General features: G+C 70.3%; 16 protein-coding genes. 6 read left to right on the forward strand and 10 right to left on the reverse strand.

Translation table 11 applies throughout. The features are described from left to right. Positions 1-31: 31 nt before the first annotated feature. Together FNF32_RS00125 and FNF32_RS00130 are read right to left on the reverse strand one after the other, a co-directional pair. On the reverse strand, positions 32-625 hold the full coding sequence (locus FNF32_RS00125) for a hypothetical protein (RefSeq protein WP_131673138.1): 594 nt from the start codon (positions 623-625) through the stop codon (positions 32-34). After that, positions 622-1,233: a riboflavin synthase gene (locus tag FNF32_RS00130; RefSeq protein WP_131673139.1), complete on the reverse strand. Its 612-nt coding sequence runs from the start codon at positions 1,231-1,233 to the stop codon at positions 622-624. Before FNF32_RS00130 ends, FNF32_RS00125 begins: the two co-directional genes overlap by 4 nt. Before the next feature lie 338 nt (positions 1,234-1,571). On the opposite strand from FNF32_RS00130, the gene FNF32_RS00135 reads away from it, so the two are divergent. The 3 genes from FNF32_RS00135 to FNF32_RS00145 all read left to right on the forward strand — a co-directional run bounded on the left by FNF32_RS00135 (position 1,572) and on the right by FNF32_RS00145 (position 6,136). Further along, on the forward strand, positions 1,572-2,837 hold the full coding sequence (locus tag FNF32_RS00135; RefSeq protein WP_246087608.1) for a capsule biosynthesis protein: 1,266 nt from the start codon (positions 1,572-1,574) through the stop codon (positions 2,835-2,837). A gap of 96 nt (positions 2,838-2,933) precedes the next feature. After that, positions 2,934-4,112 (forward strand): polysaccharide biosynthesis/export family protein, encoded by a 1,179-nt coding sequence (locus tag FNF32_RS00140; RefSeq protein WP_131673141.1) that lies wholly within the window; start codon positions 2,934-2,936, stop codon positions 4,110-4,112. Between the two features lie 5 nt (positions 4,113-4,117). After that, positions 4,118-6,136 carry a capsular polysaccharide biosynthesis protein gene (locus FNF32_RS00145; protein ID WP_246087609.1) on the forward strand — a complete coding sequence of 673 codons (2,019 nt, stop codon included), beginning with the start codon at positions 4,118-4,120 and terminating at the stop codon, positions 6,134-6,136. On the opposite strand, the gene ribD is transcribed toward FNF32_RS00145, so the two are convergent. From ribD to FNF32_RS00165, 4 genes are all read right to left on the reverse strand, one after another. Continuing rightward, positions 6,133-7,128: a bifunctional diaminohydroxyphosphoribosylaminopyrimidine deaminase/5-amino-6-(5-phosphoribosylamino)uracil reductase RibD gene (gene ribD / locus FNF32_RS00150; protein ID WP_131673160.1), complete on the reverse strand. Its 996-nt coding sequence runs from the start codon at positions 7,126-7,128 to the stop codon at positions 6,133-6,135. The genes FNF32_RS00145 and ribD overlap by 4 nt on opposite strands. 44 nt (positions 7,129-7,172) lie before the next feature. Next, on the reverse strand, positions 7,173-7,637 hold the full coding sequence (gene nrdR / locus FNF32_RS00155) for a transcriptional regulator NrdR (protein ID WP_131673142.1): 465 nt from the start codon (positions 7,635-7,637) through the stop codon (positions 7,173-7,175). A gap of 144 nt (positions 7,638-7,781) precedes the next feature. After that, positions 7,782-8,117, reverse strand: coding sequence for a hypothetical protein (locus tag FNF32_RS00160; RefSeq protein WP_131673143.1), 336 nt, complete (start codon positions 8,115-8,117; stop codon positions 7,782-7,784). A 107-nt stretch (positions 8,118-8,224) separates the two neighbouring features. Continuing rightward, positions 8,225-9,616, reverse strand: coding sequence for a DNA recombination protein RmuC (locus FNF32_RS00165; protein WP_131673144.1), 1,392 nt, complete (start codon positions 9,614-9,616; stop codon positions 8,225-8,227). A 122-nt stretch (positions 9,617-9,738) separates the two neighbouring features. Here FNF32_RS00165 and FNF32_RS00170 point away from each other — a divergent pair, with 122 nt between their 5' ends. Further along, a complete protein-coding gene (locus FNF32_RS00170) occupies positions 9,739-10,290 on the forward strand; it encodes an NADPH-dependent FMN reductase (protein WP_131673145.1) in 552 nt (183 codons plus the stop codon). A gap of 6 nt (positions 10,291-10,296) precedes the next feature. Here the strand turns inward: FNF32_RS00170 and FNF32_RS00175 are convergent, their stop codons facing one another. The 4 genes from FNF32_RS00175 to FNF32_RS00190 all read right to left on the reverse strand — a co-directional run bounded on the left by FNF32_RS00175 (position 10,297) and on the right by FNF32_RS00190 (position 15,885). Continuing rightward, positions 10,297-11,058, reverse strand: coding sequence for a Stf0 family sulfotransferase (locus tag FNF32_RS00175; RefSeq protein WP_131673146.1), 762 nt, complete (start codon positions 11,056-11,058; stop codon positions 10,297-10,299). Between the two features lie 37 nt (positions 11,059-11,095). Further along, a complete protein-coding gene (gene rpoD / locus FNF32_RS00180; RefSeq protein WP_131673147.1) occupies positions 11,096-13,072 on the reverse strand; it encodes an RNA polymerase sigma factor RpoD in 1,977 nt (658 codons plus the stop codon). A gap of 233 nt (positions 13,073-13,305) precedes the next feature. Beyond that, positions 13,306-15,207 (reverse strand): DNA primase, encoded by a 1,902-nt coding sequence (gene dnaG / locus FNF32_RS00185; protein ID WP_131675479.1) that lies wholly within the window; start codon positions 15,205-15,207, stop codon positions 13,306-13,308. A gap of 93 nt (positions 15,208-15,300) precedes the next feature. After that, positions 15,301-15,885 carry a TetR/AcrR family transcriptional regulator gene (locus tag FNF32_RS00190; protein ID WP_131675478.1) on the reverse strand — a complete coding sequence of 195 codons (585 nt, stop codon included), beginning with the start codon at positions 15,883-15,885 and terminating at the stop codon, positions 15,301-15,303. Between the two features lie 116 nt (positions 15,886-16,001). On the opposite strand from FNF32_RS00190, the gene FNF32_RS00195 reads away from it, so the two are divergent. Continuing rightward, on the forward strand, positions 16,002-16,373 hold the full coding sequence (locus tag FNF32_RS00195; RefSeq protein WP_185961802.1) for a hypothetical protein: 372 nt from the start codon (positions 16,002-16,004) through the stop codon (positions 16,371-16,373). A gap of 19 nt (positions 16,374-16,392) precedes the next feature. Continuing rightward, positions 16,393-17,556, forward strand: a complete 1,164-nt coding sequence (locus tag FNF32_RS00200) for an alpha-hydroxy acid oxidase (RefSeq protein WP_131673540.1) — start codon at positions 16,393-16,395, stop codon at positions 17,554-17,556. The last annotated feature ends 1 nt before the right edge of the window (position 17,557 follow it).

A 17,557-nucleotide genomic window follows, 5' to 3' on the forward strand; every position in this document is an offset into this window, starting at 1 on the left:
TGCATCGCTCTCTCCATCCGGCGCAATTCTTTCAGTCGGCGCGCGTCGCGTGGCCGAAGTGGACCTGCCCGCCGACGAAGCCCGCCAAGCCGCCCGCCGTCATCATCTCGCGCTCATGCGCCGTCTCGCCGATCATCAGGACGGCGTCGCGCGGCAAGCCCTGGGCACGAAGCCATTCCTTCATCTCGTCGCGCATCGCGGCCCAGCTGCTGCCGAACGGTGCGAGCGTGCGGCCCGACACGGCCCCGATCTGCCGCGCCAGCACGTCGGGCGCAAGGCCGGGCGCGCATCCCAGGTGCGCGGCGGCGCAGGACGCGGCGACGCGCGCGGCCTCGGCCGGGGGCACGGGCGCGCCGATGCGGAACACGCCGAGCGCGTTCGACGAATACAGGAACGCCACCAGGTCGCGCCCGGTGGTCGCGCGCACGCCCGCATAGGTCTTGTAATCAAGCCCCAGGTCGCGCGCGCGACGCACCTGCATCCGCACGACCTCGACCGGCAGGCGCGCGCCCAGAAGTTCGCGCCGCGCGACCGACCAGCAATGCGCGCGGTAGCTGCTGCCGGCGCACGGACCGCCGTTGTGGCCGATGCCGGCGGGCGCCGGTGGGGCGACCGGCACGGTCATCCCGCTTCCGCCAGGCGGGCCACGTAGCGGGCAAGCGTATCGATTTCCAGGTTCACGGCGTCGCCCGCCTGCGCGCGGCCCCAGGTGGTCACGCTGCGCGTGTGCGGAATCAGGTTGACGCCGAAGCGGTCGCCATCGACCTCGTTCACCGTCAGCGAGGTGCCGTTCAGCGCCACCGAACCCTTCGGCGCGATGAACCGCGCCAGCGCCGCCGGTGCGCGCAGCGTCAGGCGCAGGCTGTCGCCGTCGTCGTGCGCGTCCTCGATCGTGGCGATGCCGTCCACGTGCCCCGACACGATATGCCCGCCGAGTTCGTCCCCAAGCCGAAGCGCGCGTTCCAGGTTGATCTCGCGCCCCACGGCCCAGCCGTTCGCGCCGATGTTCGTCTTGCTCAGCGTCTCGGCCGAGATGTCCACGTCGAACCAGCCGGGTGCGCCAGCGGCGGCGTCACCTTTTTCCACCACGGTCAGGCACACGCCGTCGCAGGCGATCGAGGCGCCGATGTCGACCCCCGCCATGTCGTAGCCGCATGCGATCCGCGCGCGCATGTCGCCGCGCATCTCGACCGCCGACACGCGGCCGACGTCGGTGATGATCCCGGTGAACATCGCAGGCTCCTTTCCGCACGGGCGTCGGCGCGGGCGGACCCCCGTGCGACAGCGTGCAATATGCGCCCTGTCCGCGCAGGTGCAAGGCCGCGCGCCTGCTGCGGCCGCGACGGCACGCGCGCGAGTCGCCCGCCCGAACGAGAGGCGACCCGAGTTGGCATCACGACTTGGCAGCACGCGCGCTTCTGTGTCATGAGCGCGAAGGTCCACTGTTACACAAGCGGGACGTTGCCTTGACCCCCGGACACACCCGCGCCAGCCTTCCCGCTTCGTCCGATGGCCCGCCACGGCCCGGGCAACCGGAACCGGGCCCTGCCGGGCAACCCGCCGAGGCGCGCGTGTTCCTGCTGCTGCAGGGGCCGCACGGGCCATTCTTCGACCGGCTGGGCGCGCTCCTGCGGGCGGCCGGGGCGCAGGTCTGGCGTGTCGGCTTCAACGCCGGGGACGAGTTCTTCTGGTCGGACCCCGCCCACTTCGTCCGCCACGACGCGCCTGCGGCGGACTGGCCGGCGCATCTGGACCGGCTGATCGACCGGCTGGGCGTTACCGACATCGTCCTTTACGGCGACGTGCGCGCGATCCATGCCGCCGCCCGCGACGCGGCGGCGGCGCGCGGCCTCGTCCTTCACGTCTTTGAAGAAGGCTACTTGCGGCCGTTCTGGATCAGCTACGAACGCGGCGGCGCGAACGGCCATTCGGCGTTGATGTCGATCCCGCTGGACCGGATGCGGACCGCGCTCGGCGGGCACGAATCCGAAATCTACCGCCCGCCCGCGCACTGGGGCGACATGCGCCAGCACAAGTTCTACGGCGCGCTTTACCACTTCATGCTCCTGACCGCGAACGGGCGGTATCCGGGCTTCCGCAGCCACCGCCAGATCAGCGTCGCGCGCGAGTTCCAGCTGCACCTGCGCCGCCTGCTGCTGAGCCCGGCGTTCCGCTTTGCCCGCTGGGCGCGCGCCCGCCGCATCCGGCGCGGCGGTTTCCCATATGTGCTCGTCCTGCTGCAACTCGAACATGACGCGAGCTTCGTCGCCCATTCCGGCTATGCCCGCATGAGCGACTTCACGGACGAGGTGCTGGACGCCTTTGCCCGCGCCGCCCCGCGCCACCACCACATCGTCTTCAAGGCGCACCCGCTGGAGGACGGCCGCGGCCGCGTGCGCGAGGCGATCATAAGTCGCGCCCGCGCGCTGGGGATCGAGGCCCGGGTCCATGTCGTCGATGGCGGCAAGCTTGCGGCGCTGCTGTCGCAGGCCCGCAGCGCCATCACCGTCAATTCGACCGCCGCCCAGCAGGCGCTGTGGCGCGGGCTGCCGGTGCTCGCGACGGGGCGCGCGGTGTTCGACAAGCCCGGCCTCGTCTCGCACCAGACGCTCGACGACTTCCTGCGCCACCCCGAACGGCCCGACGCGCGCGCCTATCGCGACTACCGCGCCTATCTTCTGGAAACGAGCCAGGTGCCCGGTGGTTTCTACGCCGCACGGTCGCGCGCGCACGCGCTGCGGCTGGTCGTGGACCTGATGCTGGGGCCGCACGACCCCTACGAGGCGCTGGAACACGGACGCGGGGCACACCGGCAACAGCTGGAAAACGATTCGTAACCAGAACGGGAAATGATGGAAGCCGCCGGATCAAGAGGCTAACGTCGCGAAAAGTTCAGGGCGCGCAGAATCGCCCCATGGGACAGGAGACAGGACTTGACCACCGTATCCCCCGACCGCCCCGCTTTTGCCGCGCCGTCCGCAGGCGCGCGCGCGACCGCTGGACGTGCCGCACGCGTCGGCGCCCTTCTCGGCCTCACCCTGCTTGCCGCCTGCGGCCTGCCCCGATCGGGCCCCAACCGGAACGAGATCCTGCGCGGCGGCGAAGCCGGCGTCGGCAACGCCCACGTCGTGATGGTCAACGACCACGTCACCCGCGCCACCGCCTATTCGCCCAGCTACGGCTTCAGCAACGCCTTCCTGTCGGCAGGCCAGGTCGGCGCGGACGAGATCCGGCCGGGCGACGTGCTGGGGCTGACCGTCTGGGAAAACGTGGATGACGGCCTGCTCGCCTCGCTCGGCCAGTCGAACACGCCGCTGCAGGAATTGCAGGTGGACAGCGCGGGCTACATCTTCGTGCCCTACGCGGGCCGCATCCGCGCCGCCGGCAACAGCCCCGACGCGCTGCGCGAGATCATCACCGACCGCCTGGGCAGCCAGACCCCCGACCCGCAGGTCACCGTGACCCGCGTCGCGGGCGACGGCGCGACCGTGTCGGTCATGGGCCGCGTGAACGGCCAGGGCGTGTTCCCGATCGAACGTCCGACCCGGACCCTGTCGGCCATGCTGGCGCGCGCGGGCGGCGTGTCGATCGACCCCGAAGTCGCGGTGGTCACCGTCAAGCGCGACGGCAACACCGGCCGGATCTGGCTCAAGGATCTGTACGAAAGCTCGTCGAACGACATCGCCCTGCGCCCCGGCGACGTCGTCCTGGTCGAGGAAGACCAGCGCAGCTTCACCGCGCTCGGCGCGCTCGGCGGCCAGACCAAGGTCCCGCTCGGCAGCGAGGAGATCGACGCGATCGAGGCCATCGCCCTTGTAGGCGGCCTGCAGACCCAGCTTGCCGACCCGACCGGCGTGTTCATCCTGCGCGACGAGCCGCAATCGGTCGCCCGCGCGGTGATGGGCCGCAACGACCTCTACGGCGACCAGCGGATGGCCTATGTGCTGGACCTGACGCAGCCAAACGGGCTGTTCATGGCGCGCGACTTCATGATCCGCGACGAGGACACGGTCTACGTGACCGAAGCCCCCTACGTTCAGTGGCAAAAGACGCTGGGCGCGATCACCGGCAGCGCGGCCACCGCGCGGACGCTGGAAACGCTGGGCAACTGAGCCTCGTGACCTTCGACGACCTGCAAGCTGCCGGGGGCGATCCCCGGCAGCTTTTCGTTTACAGCGCCGGGTTCCTGCGCGCGCGCCGCATCCGCCGCATCCTCACGCTCGCCGGCTGGTCGCCAAGGTTCGGGATCCCCGGCCCGGGCGACGCGGTGGGTATCTGGGGGGCTAGCCCGACGGCATGGCGCGGCCGGGCCGTCGCGCAAAGGTGCGGCGCGCAGCTGGTCACGGTCGAGGACGCGTTCCTGCGGTCGATCCTGCCTGGCCGCGCCCGGGGCCGCGTCGCGCGCCGCGGTCCGGTCGGGCTGATCGTAGATCCGCTCGGCCTGCATTTCGACCCCTCACGACCCTCGCTGATCGAGACGCTTGCGACGTCACCGCGCGCCGCCGCGCTGGAAACCGACGCGGCGCTGGCGATTGCCACCCTGCGCGCGGCGGACCTGTCCAAGTACAACGCCCACCTGCCCGGCGCGGCGCCGCCGCCGCCCGGCTACGTGCTGGTCGTGGACCAGACCGCCGGCGACGCCTCGCTGCGGGGCGCGGGGCGGGCACGGTTCCTGCAGATGCTGCAGGCGGCCCGCGACGAACATGCCGGCGCCCGCATCGTGGTCCGCACCCATCCCGAAACCGCATCCGGCCTGCGCGCGGGCCACCTGTCCGCCGCCGACCTTCGCGCGGGCGAGTCCGTCTGCGACGCGCCCGTGTCCCCTTGGGCGCTCGTCGGCAATGCCCGCGCCGTCTATGCCGTCAGCTCCCAACTCGGCTACGAGGCGCTGCTGGCCGGGCACCGTCCTCGGCTCTTCGGCCAGCCCTTCTATGCCGGCTGGGGCCTGTCGGACGACGAGGATCCGCTGCCGCGCCGCGCCGTTCCGGGCGTCACCGCCGATCGCCTGTTCGCCGCCAGCCACCTGCTGGCCCCGGTCTGGTACGACCCCTGCCTTGACCGGCTGACCGATTTCACCGGCGCGCTGCAGCAGATCGAGGCCGAGGCAAAGGCGTGGCGGCAGGACCACGGCGGGCATCTCGCCTACGGGATGCGGCTGTGGAAACGCCGCTTCATCGCCGACGCCTTCGGCGGCGGCGCGCCGGGCAGCGGCGGCGTCGGCTTCACCAGCCGCCCGTCGCCGGCCGTGACGCTCGCCTGGGCCAGCGCGGCCGCCGCCGTCCCCCAAGCCGCGCGGGTCGAGGACGGCTTCCTGCGCTCCCGCGGCCTTGGCGCGGCCCTGGTGCCGCCGCTGTCGCTGGTCGCCGACCGGACCGGGATCTACTATGACCCGACCCGCGAAAGCGACCTCGAGCGCCTGATCGCCGCACCCCTACCCCCCGACGGCGCGGTTCGGGCACAGCGGCTCGCCGCGCGCCTGCGCGATGCTGCGGTGACGAAATACAACCTCGGCGGGGTGGTCCCGGACATCCCGTCCGACGGCCGCCGCGTGATCCTCGTTCCGGGCCAGGTCGAGGATGATGCCTCGATCCGCCTTGGCGCGGGGGCGGAGCGGACGAACCTCGACCTGCTGCGCCGGGTCCGGGACGAGAACCCGGGCGCGCTGATCGTCTGGAAACCGCACCCCGACGTCGAGGCCGGGCTGCGCCCCGGTGCGGTCGCGCCCGCAGACCTCGCGGGGCTTTCCGACGTGACCGCGACCGCCGCGCCCGCCGCCGCGTTGATCGACCTTGCCGACGAGATCTGGACCATGACCTCAACCCTCGGGTTCGAGGCGCTGGTGCGCGGCAAGTCTGTCACGACGCTCGGCGCGCCGTTCTACGCCGGCTGGGGTCTGACCCGCGATCTGGGTCCGGTCCCCGCCCGCCGGACGGCGCGGCCCGGGCTCGACGGGCTGATCCACGCCGCCCTGATCGCCTATCCCCGCTACATGGACCCCGTCAGCGGCCTGCCCTGCCCGGTCGAAACCGCCCTCGCGCGCCTGTCCGGCCCGGCGGCCCTGCCGCGACGCCCCGCGCTGCGGGTGCTTGCGAAGCTGCAGGGCCTGTTTGCCGGGTCAGCGTGGTTGTGGCGCTAGGCCTCGGCGTCCACCGCCCAACGGTGCAAGATGTCGCCGCCAAGGTTGCGCGTTTCGACCAGCCGAAAGCGCGGCGCGTTAGCCAACCCGGTCATCTCGATCGGCGCGACAGCCGCGCGCCCGTCCCCGCCCAGAACGATCCCGGCGGTATACCCCACGATCTCGTCCACCAGCCCGCCCGCAAGCAGCCCGGCCGCAAGCTGGCCGCCCCCTTCGCAGAACACCCGCGTGATCCCGCGCCGCGCCAACTCGGCCAAAGCCTCGTCCAGCGGCGGCGGCAGGACCCACAGCGGCCCGTGCATGTCGTCCTCGGCCGCCAGCTCAGGAATGGGGGCGGACGCGATCACCACGCGGACGGGCTGCCGCACCGGCCCGAACCCGCGCACGTTGAGTGCGGGCCGGTCGGCGCGCGCGGTGCCCGCCCCCACCATCACCGCGTCGTGGCGCAGGCGCATAGCATGGACATGCCGCCGCGCCGCAGGGCCGGTGATCCACCGGCTTTCACCGGCCGCCGTCGCGATCCGCCCGTCGAAACTGGTCGCGAGCTTCAGCGTCACCATCGGCCGCGCCCGCGTCACACGGCTCAGAAACCCGCGCTGAAGCGCCCAGGCGTCGGCCGCCCGAACGCCTTTGACGACCTCGACCCCGGCCGCCCGCAGCATGGCGTGTCCCTGCCCGCTGACCCGCGGGTCGGGATCGGTCAGGGCGGTCACGACCCTCGCGATGCCGGCATGGATGAGTGCTTCGGTGCAGGGCGGCGTGCGGCCGTGATGGGCGCAGGGTTCGAGCGTGACGTAGGCGGTCGCGTCCCTCGCGGCGGCACCAGCCTGGGCAAGCGCCATGACCTCGGCGTGGGGACGACCACCCGGCTGCGTCCAACCGCGCCCGACCACGCGATCGCCGGACGGGCCGCCGACGATGACGCAGCCGACCGCCGGGTTGGGCCAGGTGTTGCCCAGGCCGCGGCGGGCTAGCACCAGCGCGTGGTCCATGTGGCGCAGGTCGGCGCCCGTGGCCGGGCGGGCATTTGTCCGGTTCACTCGTCCGAAGCTGCCGGGCGCAGCTCGCTTACGAACTTGTCGAAGTCGTCGGCGGCCTGGAAGTTCTTGTAAACGCTCGCAAACCGGACATACGCAACGGTGTCGATGCGGGCCAGGGTTTCCATCACGATCTCGCCGATGACCTTTGATCTGACGTCGGCCTCGCCCATGCTTTCCAGCCGCCGGACGATGCCGGAGATCATCTGGTCCACGCGCTCCTGTTCGACCGGGCGCTTCTGAAGCGCGATGCGGACCGAGCGGCTGAGCTTTTCGCGATCGAACTCCTCACGCCGCCCGGACGATTTCAGCACGACGAGGTCGCGCAGCTGCACGCGTTCGTAGGTCGTGAAACGGCCAGCGCATGCCGGGCAGAAGCGGCGGCGGCGAATGGCCACGTTGTCCTCGGCCGGCCGGGAATCCTTCACCTGCGTGTCGATGTTTCCACAAAACGGACAGCGCATGTTTCCGAACTCCGCCAGCACCCCTTGCCGCAATGATAAAGCAGGAGGGCACCGCTTGGGTAGGACCCTTGTGGTGCTACAACATGCAGCGAATCGCATGTGGCAGGAATGCCGCGCGGCGAGCCTGCCGGATCGCCCGGCGGTTCAGCTGTCGCGCCAATGGACCCAGTCGAAGTCGCGGACCCGCGCCGCCTCGGCCTGCGCGGCCGCGCGACCGCCCATGCGCTCGACCGCGGCGTCGAGAGGCAGCATCAGCTTCTGATCGGCATTGTCCTGCGGCACCACGATGGCGGTCACGTCGGGCAGGCCATGCGCCCGGAACCATTCGCTGACCGGCCCGAGCGCGTCGGCGATCGCCTGCTTGCCGGGCGTCTCGATCGATCCGGCGAGGTCGTCCTGCATCAGATAGTGGCTGCTGCCGTCGATGCGGCTGCGAAGCAGCGCGCGCACCACGTCGATCTGAAAGGGCGTGAGGTCCATCTTTTCTCTCCATTGTTCCGGCGTTCAATGCCGGGCCGACCGGCGGGTTCCCGACCGACCTGGGATGGCGTGGCCAGCGCGTGCGACGCCGCCGCGAACGTGGGAAGCTAGACCGGTCCCTCGATCTTCGCCCGGATCGTCGGCTCCTCGTGCCGATCATGATCCAGCGCCATGCGCTTTTGCGTTCGCGCGCCCAGTTCGCGCAGCATCTCGACCTGGCGGATGACGTTGCCGTTGCCGCGCGTCAGGCGGCCCATCGCCTTGTCATGGGCCTTGGCGGCGTTCTGGATCGCGTTGCCCGCGTCCTCCATCGCTTCGACGAAGCCCGCGACCTTGTCGTAAAGCGCGCCGGCGCGGCTCGCGATTTCCTCGGCGTTGGCTTGCCGCCGCTCGACCGTCCAGACGTGATCGACCGTGCGGAGCGTCAGCATCAGCGTCGTCGGCGTGGCAAGCCCCACGCGCTTGTCGAGCGCGAACGACGCGAGTTCGGGATCGGCGCGCATGGCCTCGGAAAACGCGCCCTCGACCGGCACGAACATCAGGACGTAATCGACCGAACCTTCGGCCAGCGCCTCGTAGCCGCGCGCGGACAGGTCCACCACGTGACGGCGCACGGCGGCCGCGTGGCGGCGCAGAAGCTCGGCCCGGCGGTCGGGATCGTCGCAGGCGCAGGCTTCGGCATAGTCGACCAGGCTGACCTTGCTGTCTACGACCAGAACCCGATCGCGCGGCATCTTGACGATGACGTCGGGCCGCCAGCGCCGCCCCTCGGCATCGGTGTGGCTGGCTTGCACGACGTAGTGCAGCCCGTCCTCGAGCCCCGATTGCTCGAGGATGCGGGCCAGCACCATTTCGCCCCATGCGCCCTGCCGCTGCTTCTCGCCTTTGAGCGCGCGGGTCAGCGCGACGGCGTCCCGTCCGATTTCCTCGGACCGTCGATGCAGCCCCTCGATCTGCTCGCGCAGCGCCGCGTTCGCCTGCACGGTCGCGATGTTGCGGTCGGCAAGTTCCTTCTGGAATGTCTCGACCTGATCGCGCACGGGCTTGAGAAGCGCGGACAGGCGGTCGGCATGCGCCTTTTCAAGGTCCGCACCCTGCCGCCGCAGGCTGTCATCGGCCATCAGCCGGAACTGCGCGGTCATTTCCTCACGCAAGTCGCGCAGAAGCTTCAGTTCCCCCTGCGCTGCCGAGGCGTCCTTTTCCGCCGTCAGCCGCACGGTGGAGAGGTCGCGTTCCAGCGTCGCCTTGACCTCGCGCAGCTGGTGCAAGGCATCGATCAGCCCGTCGCGTTCCTCGGCCAGTTCGGCCAGTCGGGTTCGACCGGCGGTGGCGCCGGCAGCAAGTTCCACCTCGCGCAGCGCCGCTGCGTGCTCGGCCGCGCGCGCGGATTGCAGGTCGCGCAGCAGATCGGCGGCGCGTGCATTCGCGCGAACCAGCAGGATCAGGAAAAAGATGGCCGCGAGGCCGGCGGCGATCGAAAGGACGGTGACTGGCTGCATTGCACCCCAAGGTCGGCAAACCCACGCAGGCGGGCGTGGCAATTGCGTCCATGTTCCCGATTTGGTCCGAAACCTCAAGCCACCTCGCGGGTTGGATTGCGTAAAATCCAACGGAGTTTTCCATGACCAGAACCGTCGCCGTTTTCGTCGGCTCGCTGCGCAGGGGATCGATCAACCGGCAGTACGCCCGCGTGCTCGAGGCGCTTGCCCGTGACCGCCTGAGCTTCGAGTTCGTCCGGATCGACGATCTGCCGCTTTATAACGACGACCTGTGGAGCGACGGCGTGGCCCCTGATCCCGTGATGCGGATGAAGGCACAGGTGGCGGCGACGGCGGGCGCCCTGATCGTCACGCCGGAATACAACCGCAACGTTCCGGGCCTGCTGACCAACGCCTTCGACTGGTGCAGCCGTCCTTACGGAAAGTCCTCGCTGGCGGGCAAACCTGCCGCCTGCACCGGCACCTCGACGGGTGTCCTGGGCACGCTGGGGGCGCAGACGCACCTGAAGGCCGCGATGGACGGGCTGGGGCTGGTCGCCATCGGACAGCCGGAGGTCTATCTGCAGTGGAAGCCGGACGATTACGACGACGCGACCTGCACGAACGACGCGACGCGCAAGCTGCTGCAATCGTTCGTCGATGCATTCGCCGCGCATCTGGACCGCTTCGCCTGAGCCGCGTCAGGCCCGCAGGTCCTGCGGCTCGAGCATCCAGGCGTCCTCGGGTTTCGCGCGGGCGCGGAACCGCGCCATGAACTTGCGGCTGAGCGGATTGGCCTGCCGCTCGGTCGCGACGGTAAATGCGATCTCGCGCGGGTCGTCGGGCAGCAGCAGTTCGCGGATCCGTCGAAGATCGCTCGAGGGATCGCGCGCGAAATCCTCGTAGGCGATGGCGATCTGCGGGACGTCGGGGTTGCGCCCGGTCCAGGCGGTCCAGGCGGCGTTCTCGGCCCTGATTTCGGCCGCGCGCCTGCGGATGCCGCCGGCCCGGTAGGTCGGGACGCAGGTGCCGGGCTGCGCCGAGATCCACTGCCCGGTCTGGCTGGCAACGTCGAAGGACACCGCCTGCGCCAGGATGTCACGCCGGTAAAGCCGCAGGACGGCCGCCGGCTGAGCCGCCAGCGCCCCGCGCTGCCTGCCCCAGTGCCGCGAAAAATGCGGCCAGTGCGCCTTGACGGCGAAGATGCCCTGCGGGCTCGTCCGGCGTGACGCGAGCGCGGGGATCAGCGGAGCACCGCGCTGATGGCCAAGGACCTCGCGCCAGCGCGTCATGTTCGAGGGGTGCAGATACTCGAACGGGCAGCCGAAGCGGCCATCGGCCGACAGGATGTGGCCAAGGAAATGGCTGCCGCAGCGGGGCGTCGTGGCGAGCAGAAGGACGCGCGGCGTGCCGTCGAAGGCGGGGTGGTCGAAGCTGGCGTCGAACTGGTGTTCATACAGCACGCGCCCCGACCCCCTTCCCGTTTTTCGACCGCTCGCCTTACTGGTCCAGGAACGACCGCAACTTGCGCGACCGGCTGGGGTGCTTCAGCTTCCTGAGCGCCTTTGCCTCGATCTGGCGGATGCGTTCGCGGGTGACGCTGAACTGCTGGCCGACCTCTTCCAGCGTGTGGTCGGTGTTCATGCCGATGCCGAAGCGCATCCGCAGGACCCGTTCCTCGCGCGGGGTGAGGCTGGCCAGAACCCGCGTCGTGGTTTCCTTCAGGTTCTCCTGAATGGCGGAATCCAGCGGCAGGACGGCGTTCTTGTCCTCGATGAAATCGCCAAGCTGGCTGTCTTCTTCGTCCCCGATCGGGGTTTCGAGGGAGATCGGTTCCTTGGCGATCTTCATCACCTTGCGAACCTTTTCCAGCGGCATCTGGAGTTTCTCGGCCAGTTCCTCGGGGGTCGGTTCGCGGCCGATCTCGTGCAGCATCTGGCGGCCGGTGCGGACCAGCTTGTTGATGGTCTCGATCATGTGGACCGGGATGCGGATCGTGCGGGCCTGGTCGGCGATCGACCGGGTGATCGCCTGCCGAATCCACCAGGTCGCGTAGGTCGAAAACTTGTAGCCGCGCCGGTATTCGAACTTGTCCACGGCCTTCATCAGGCCGATGTTGCCTTCCTGAATGAGATCAAGGAACTGAAGGCCACGGTTGGTGTACTTCTTGGCGATGGAGATCACCAGCCGCAGGTTCGCCTCGACCATTTCCTTCTTGGCCTGACGCGCCTCTTTCTCGCCGCGCTGGACCTGGTTCACGATCCGGCGGAACTCTTCGATGTCCACGCCGACGTGCTGGCCGACCATCGCCATCTCGGTCCGCAGCGCGCCGACCTGATCGCGAGAGCGGTCGAACAACGCCTGCCAGCCCCGGCCCTTGTTCTGGCCCATCCGGTCCGACCAGGCGGGATCAAGCTCCGAGCCGCGATAGGCGTCGATGAACTCGCGCCGGTTGATCCGGGCCGCGTCGGCCAGCTTCACCATGCCGGAATCGATGGTGACGATGCGGCGGTTGATGCCGTAGATCTGGTCGACCAGCGCCTCGATCCGGTTGTTGTGCAGGTGCAGTTCGTTCACCAGCGCCACGATGGTCGCACGCAGCGTCTGGTAGGCCGCTTCTTCCTTGGCGGTGAAGGTGCCGTCCTCGTTCAGCGTCGCGGACATGCGGTTGTCCTGCATGTGCGCCAGCTGCTCGTACTGCAGCGCGATCGCTTCCAGCGTTTCCAGCACGCGCGGCTTGAGGCTCGCCTCCATCGCGGCGAGGGACAGGTTCTGGCCCTCGTCGTCCTCGTCCTCGTCGTCGCCGCGGCGCATCGGGTTGCCGTCGGCGTCCAGATCGTCGGACCCGCCGTCGGTGTCGCCCGTGGCGGCGGCCGGGCCCTCGGCCAGGTCCACCTCGACCTCGCCGTCATCTTCCAGCGAGCGGCCGAAGGTGGTTTCCAGGTCGATCACGTCGCGCAGCAGGATGTCTTCCTGCAAAAGCTCCTGCCGCCACATCGTGATGGCCTTGAAGGTCAGCGGGCTTTCGCAGAGGCCCGCGATCATGGTGTTGCGGCCGGCCTCGATGCGCTTGGCGATGGCGATCTCGCCCTCGCGCGACAGCAGCTCGACGGAACCCATCTCGCGCAGGTACATCCGCACCGGGTCGTCGGTGCGGTCGAGCTTTTCGGTTTCCGGCGCGGCGACGGCGACTTCACGGGACGACGAGGTGGGGACCACGGCACCGCCGGTCTCGCCTTCCTCGGCTTCCTCGTCCTCGATCACGTTGATGCCCATCTCGGACAGCATCGACATGACATCCTCGATCTGCTCGGAACTGACCTGCTCGGGCGGCAGGACGGTATTGAGCTGATCGTAAGTGATGTAGCCACGCTCGCGCGCATCGGCGATCATCTTCTTGACGGCCGCCTGGCTCATGTCGAGCGAGTGTTCGTCGTCCTTGGTGTCAGGCTTGTCGTCGTCGTCCTTGACCATCACGGCTCCTCAGAGGTGATTCGCACAAACCGAATCGCGATTCGAATCGGTCGCACGTCTGGGTGTTCTACAATCTGCCGCAGGCCGGGAAAACCCGGTGCGCAGCACGCGATTCGGACCTGATTCGATCCCGTCTCATCGGCCCCCGCGGGGAACCTGTCGTGGTGGCGATTGCAGAACGAGAGCCGCAACCGGCGGGTTCCGCCAGCCGCTGCCATCATCCGCCGTCGCCGCGGTCATCGCCCCGGCTTGCGCCAGATCTCGTTTCGCAACGCCTCGGCCAACTGGCCGGCCAGCGCCTCGCGGTCCTCGCCGAAGTCGCCGTCATGGGACAGCGACGGGTGGTCGGCATGCTGGCGCGCCCGCGCCGACTGGGTCATCCGCCAGGTCAGCCCCTCGTCGGCAAGGCCGCCGATCTCGGCCTCGGCACGCGCGATCTCGTCGCGCTGGGTGCGGCGGGACTCGAGCCGGTCGAGCGCGTTCAGAAGCACCGCCTGCGCCTCGTCCCCGAAGGTCCGGGGCTGGGATATCGCAGGCAGGGCGCGGACATGGGGATCGGAAAGAAGCGCGTCAAGGGCACGCCGGCCCGGATCGGACGTCCGGCCCGACAGAAGATCGTGGACCAGCGCGGCCCGCCCGGCATCGGCGGGCTGGATCCGTTCCAGCCGCGCCTCGACCTGATCGACCAGCGCCGGGTGGCGGGCGCAGAGCGCGAGGATCATCCCCTCGATCAGCGCGTCGCCGGGATCGGCGGCGACCAGGCGCGACGCACGGGTCTGCGGCAGCGGCGGCCCGGCGGCGGGTTCGCGGCCCTGCTTTCCGCCCGGGCCGCGTTCGCGCCGGGGCGTCCGCGCAGGCGCGAACAGGTCGTAGCGCTTGCGCTTCAGGGCGGCGGTGTAATGGTCGCGGGTCGCGGGGTCGGGGATGCGCGCCACCGCCTCGGCCAGCGTGCGTTCCAGTGCCGCGCGGCGTTCGGGGCTGTCAAAGACCCGCCCCTCGGTCTCGCGCAGCCACAGAAGGTCCACCAGCGGCTGCGCCCCCTCGACCAGCGCCCGCATCGCGCCCGCGCCCGACGCCCGGATTAGGTCGTCGGGGTCCTGCCCCGCCGGCAGCAGCGCAAAGCGCAGCGCCTGCCCGGGCCCGGTCAGCGGCAGCACCAGATCGACGAGCCGCATCGCCGCCCGCAGCCCGGCCGCGTCGCCGTCCAGCGCGATCACCGGCTCGGGCGAGACGCGCCAGAGAAGCCGCACCTGATCCTCGGTGATCGCGGTCCCCAGTGGCGCGACCGCGCCCTCGATCCCGGCGCGGACCAGCGCGATCACGTCCATGTACCCCTCGGCCACGACCAGCGGCTGGCCCTTCGCCACCGCCGCCCGCGCGGGCCCGAGGTTGTAGAGGTTGCGGCCCTTGTCGAAGAGCGCGGTTTCCGGGCCGTTGAGGTATTTCGCCCGCGCGTTCGGGTCCATCGCCCGGCCGCCGAAGGAAATGCAGCGGCCACGGGCGTCGCGGATCGGGAAGATGATGCGGCCGCGAAAGCGGTCATAGGCCGCGCCGCCGTCGTCGGGGCGGGCGGCGAGGCCGGCGTCGACCACCTGCGCCTCGGTCGCGCCGCCTTCCTTGAGGTGGCGCAGTAGCGCCTGGCGCTGGTCGGGGGCAAAGCCGATCTCGAACCGGTCCTGCCCCGCCTGGTCCAGCCCGCGACTGGCGAGATAATCCCGCGCCGCCGCCCCGGCCCCGGTCTGCAACTGCATCCGAAACCATCGCATCGCGCGTTCCAGCACGTCGGTCAGCTCGGTCCGCCGCTCGGCCCTTTGCCGGTTCTCGGGCGAGCGTTCGGGCATCTGCATCCCGGCCTCGGACGCCATCACGGCGACCGCGTCCATGAACCCCATTCCCTCGGCCTCGCGCAGGAATGTCACGGCGTCGCCCTTCGCGTGGCAGCCGAAGCAGTAATAGAACCCCTTCTGGTCGTCGGCGTGGAACGAGGCGGTCTTTTCACCGTGGAACGGGCACGGCGCCCACCAGTCGCCCTTGGCCTGGTTCGACTTGCGCAGATCCCACGCGACCTTGCGCCCCACGATCCGGCTCAGGGGCACGCGGGCGCGAAGCTCGTCAAGGAAACCGGGGGGCAGGGTCATGGCGCCATAATCCCCCCGCGCGCGTCCGGGGGCAAGCGGCGGGCCCCGCGCGCGGGCAGGAAAGCCGGGGACAAGTCGCCGGACGTGGCCGGTTCAGGCGCCGACCGCGCCGCGCGCCAGGTCCCAGTAGATGTCGCCGACCCGGTCGCGGTCCAGCCGCCCGCCCTCGCGGTACCAGTTCGTGACGCCGGTCAGCATGGCGATCAGCGCCATCGCCGCCAGCCGCGTGTCGGGCACCGCCATCACCCCCGCCGCCTGCCCGTCGCGCAGGATCGCGACCAGCTGATCCTCGTAGCGGCGCCTGAGCGCCGAAACGGCGGCGTGGTTGTCGGGGCTGAGGTTGCGAAGTTCCATGTAGCTCAGGAACACGGCGTCGGCGTGATCGAGCGAATAGGCGATATGGAACCGGGTGAAGCGTTCGAGCCGCGCGAGCGGCGGCAGCGCCGGATCGTCCGACCACGCCGCCAGCAGCCGGTCCATGTGCCCGGTCATCAGCTGCGCCAGCAGCGCCTGCTTGTCGTCGGTATAGGCGTAAAGCGCCCCCGCCTGCACGCCCACCTCGGCCGCGATCTGGCGCATGCTGACGGCGGCATAGCCGTGGCGCGCGAACAGCCGCAGCGAATGTTCGCGGACGAGGGGGCCGGTGATGTCGGCGCGGGAGCCTTGGGTGCGTGCCATGCGAATGGTTCTAGGTCAGGCGCGCGAGGGCGGAAAGCGCCGCCGGTCGATTTGCGACGCCGGCGGCGTTCCCGCGCCTTGCTGCCGACGCGGGCGCGCGCTTATGCTTCACGGCGATGAACATCCCGCCCCGCCTTGTCTTCCTGCTGCCGATCGTCGTCGCGCTTGCCGCCTGCGGCGCGGCGGACGAAGGCGCCTATCCGCAGCTTCTGCCGCTCGACGTGGCGACCGCCGATCCGGCCGTTCCCGCGCACGCCGCCGACGCGGCCGCCGATCCCGACGCGGTGCGGGGCGAGCTTGAGGCGCGGGCGGCCGCCGCCGCCGCGTCGCGCCCGGCCGCGCCCGACGCACCGGACGCGCTTGCCGGGCGCGCCGCGGACCTGCGCGCCCGCGCGGACGCGCTGCGCGCCACCTCACCCGGCGCCGCACCCGCAGACGCCGCCACCTGCCCCGCCGGTTCGACCGATCCGGCCTGCGCGCCATCCTAAGCCGAAAGGGCCCGCCGCAATGCCCGTGATCACATCCATCGACGACCTGAAGCGGATGCACCGCGCGCACACGCCGCGCATGTTCTACGACTATGCCGAGTCGGGCAGCTACACCGAGCAGACGTTCCGCGAGAACACGACCGACTTCCAGAAGATCCGCCTGCGCCAGAAGGTTGCCGTGGACATGTCGAACCGCAGCCTCGCGAGGGACATCGTTGGGCTGCCCGTGTCGATGCCGGTGGGCCTCGCGCCGGTCGGGCTGACCGGCATGCAGCGGGCCGACGGCGAGATCAAGGCCGCGCGCGCGGCCGAGGCGTTCGGGGTGCCCTTCTGCCTGTCCACCATGTCGATCTGTTCGATCGAGGACGTGGCCGGGCACACCACCGCGCCCTTCATGTTCCAGCTGTACGTGATGCGCGACCAGGATTTTCTTGCCGCGATCATCGACCGGGCGAAGCGCGCGAACTGTTCCGCGCTGGTCCTGACCCTCGACCTGCAGATCCTCGGCCAGCGGCACAAGGACCTGAAGAACGGCCTGTCCGCGCCGCCGAAGTTCACCCTGCCGACGCTCATGAACCTCGCCACCAAGCTGCGCTGGGGGTCCGAGATGGCACGCACGAAGCGGCGCTTCTTCGGCAACATCGTGGGCCATGCCAAGGGCGTCACCGACGCGGGCAACCTGGCCGCCTGGACGGCCGAGCAGTTCGACACCCAGCTCGACTGGACCAAGATCGCGGCGATCCGCGACATGTGGGGCGGCAAGCTGATCCTCAAGGGCATCCTCGACGCCGACGACGCGCGGAAGGCGGCAGATTTCGGCGCCGACGCGATCGTCGTGTCGAACCACGGCGGCCGGCAACTGGACGGCGCGCTGTCGTCGATCCGCATGCTGCCGGAAATCGTCGCCGCGGTCGGCGACCGGGTCGAGGTTCACATGGACAGCGGCATCCGGTCGGGGCAGGACGTGCTGAAGGCGCTGGCGCTCGGCGCGCACGCGACCTGGATCGGGCGGGCGTGGCTGCATGGCCTGGGCGCGATGGGCCAGCCCGGCGTCACCGCCGCGCTGGACGTGATCCGCAAGGAACTGGACGTGACCATGGCGCTTTGCGGCGAGCGCGACATCCGCAACGTCGGCCGGCACAACGTGCTGGTGCCCGCCGAGTGGGGCCGGGACTACGTCTGAC

Source organism: Paracoccus marinus (assembly GCF_007018965.1).
Taxonomy (GTDB): Bacteria; Pseudomonadota; Alphaproteobacteria; order Rhodobacterales; family Rhodobacteraceae; genus Paracoccus; species Paracoccus marinus.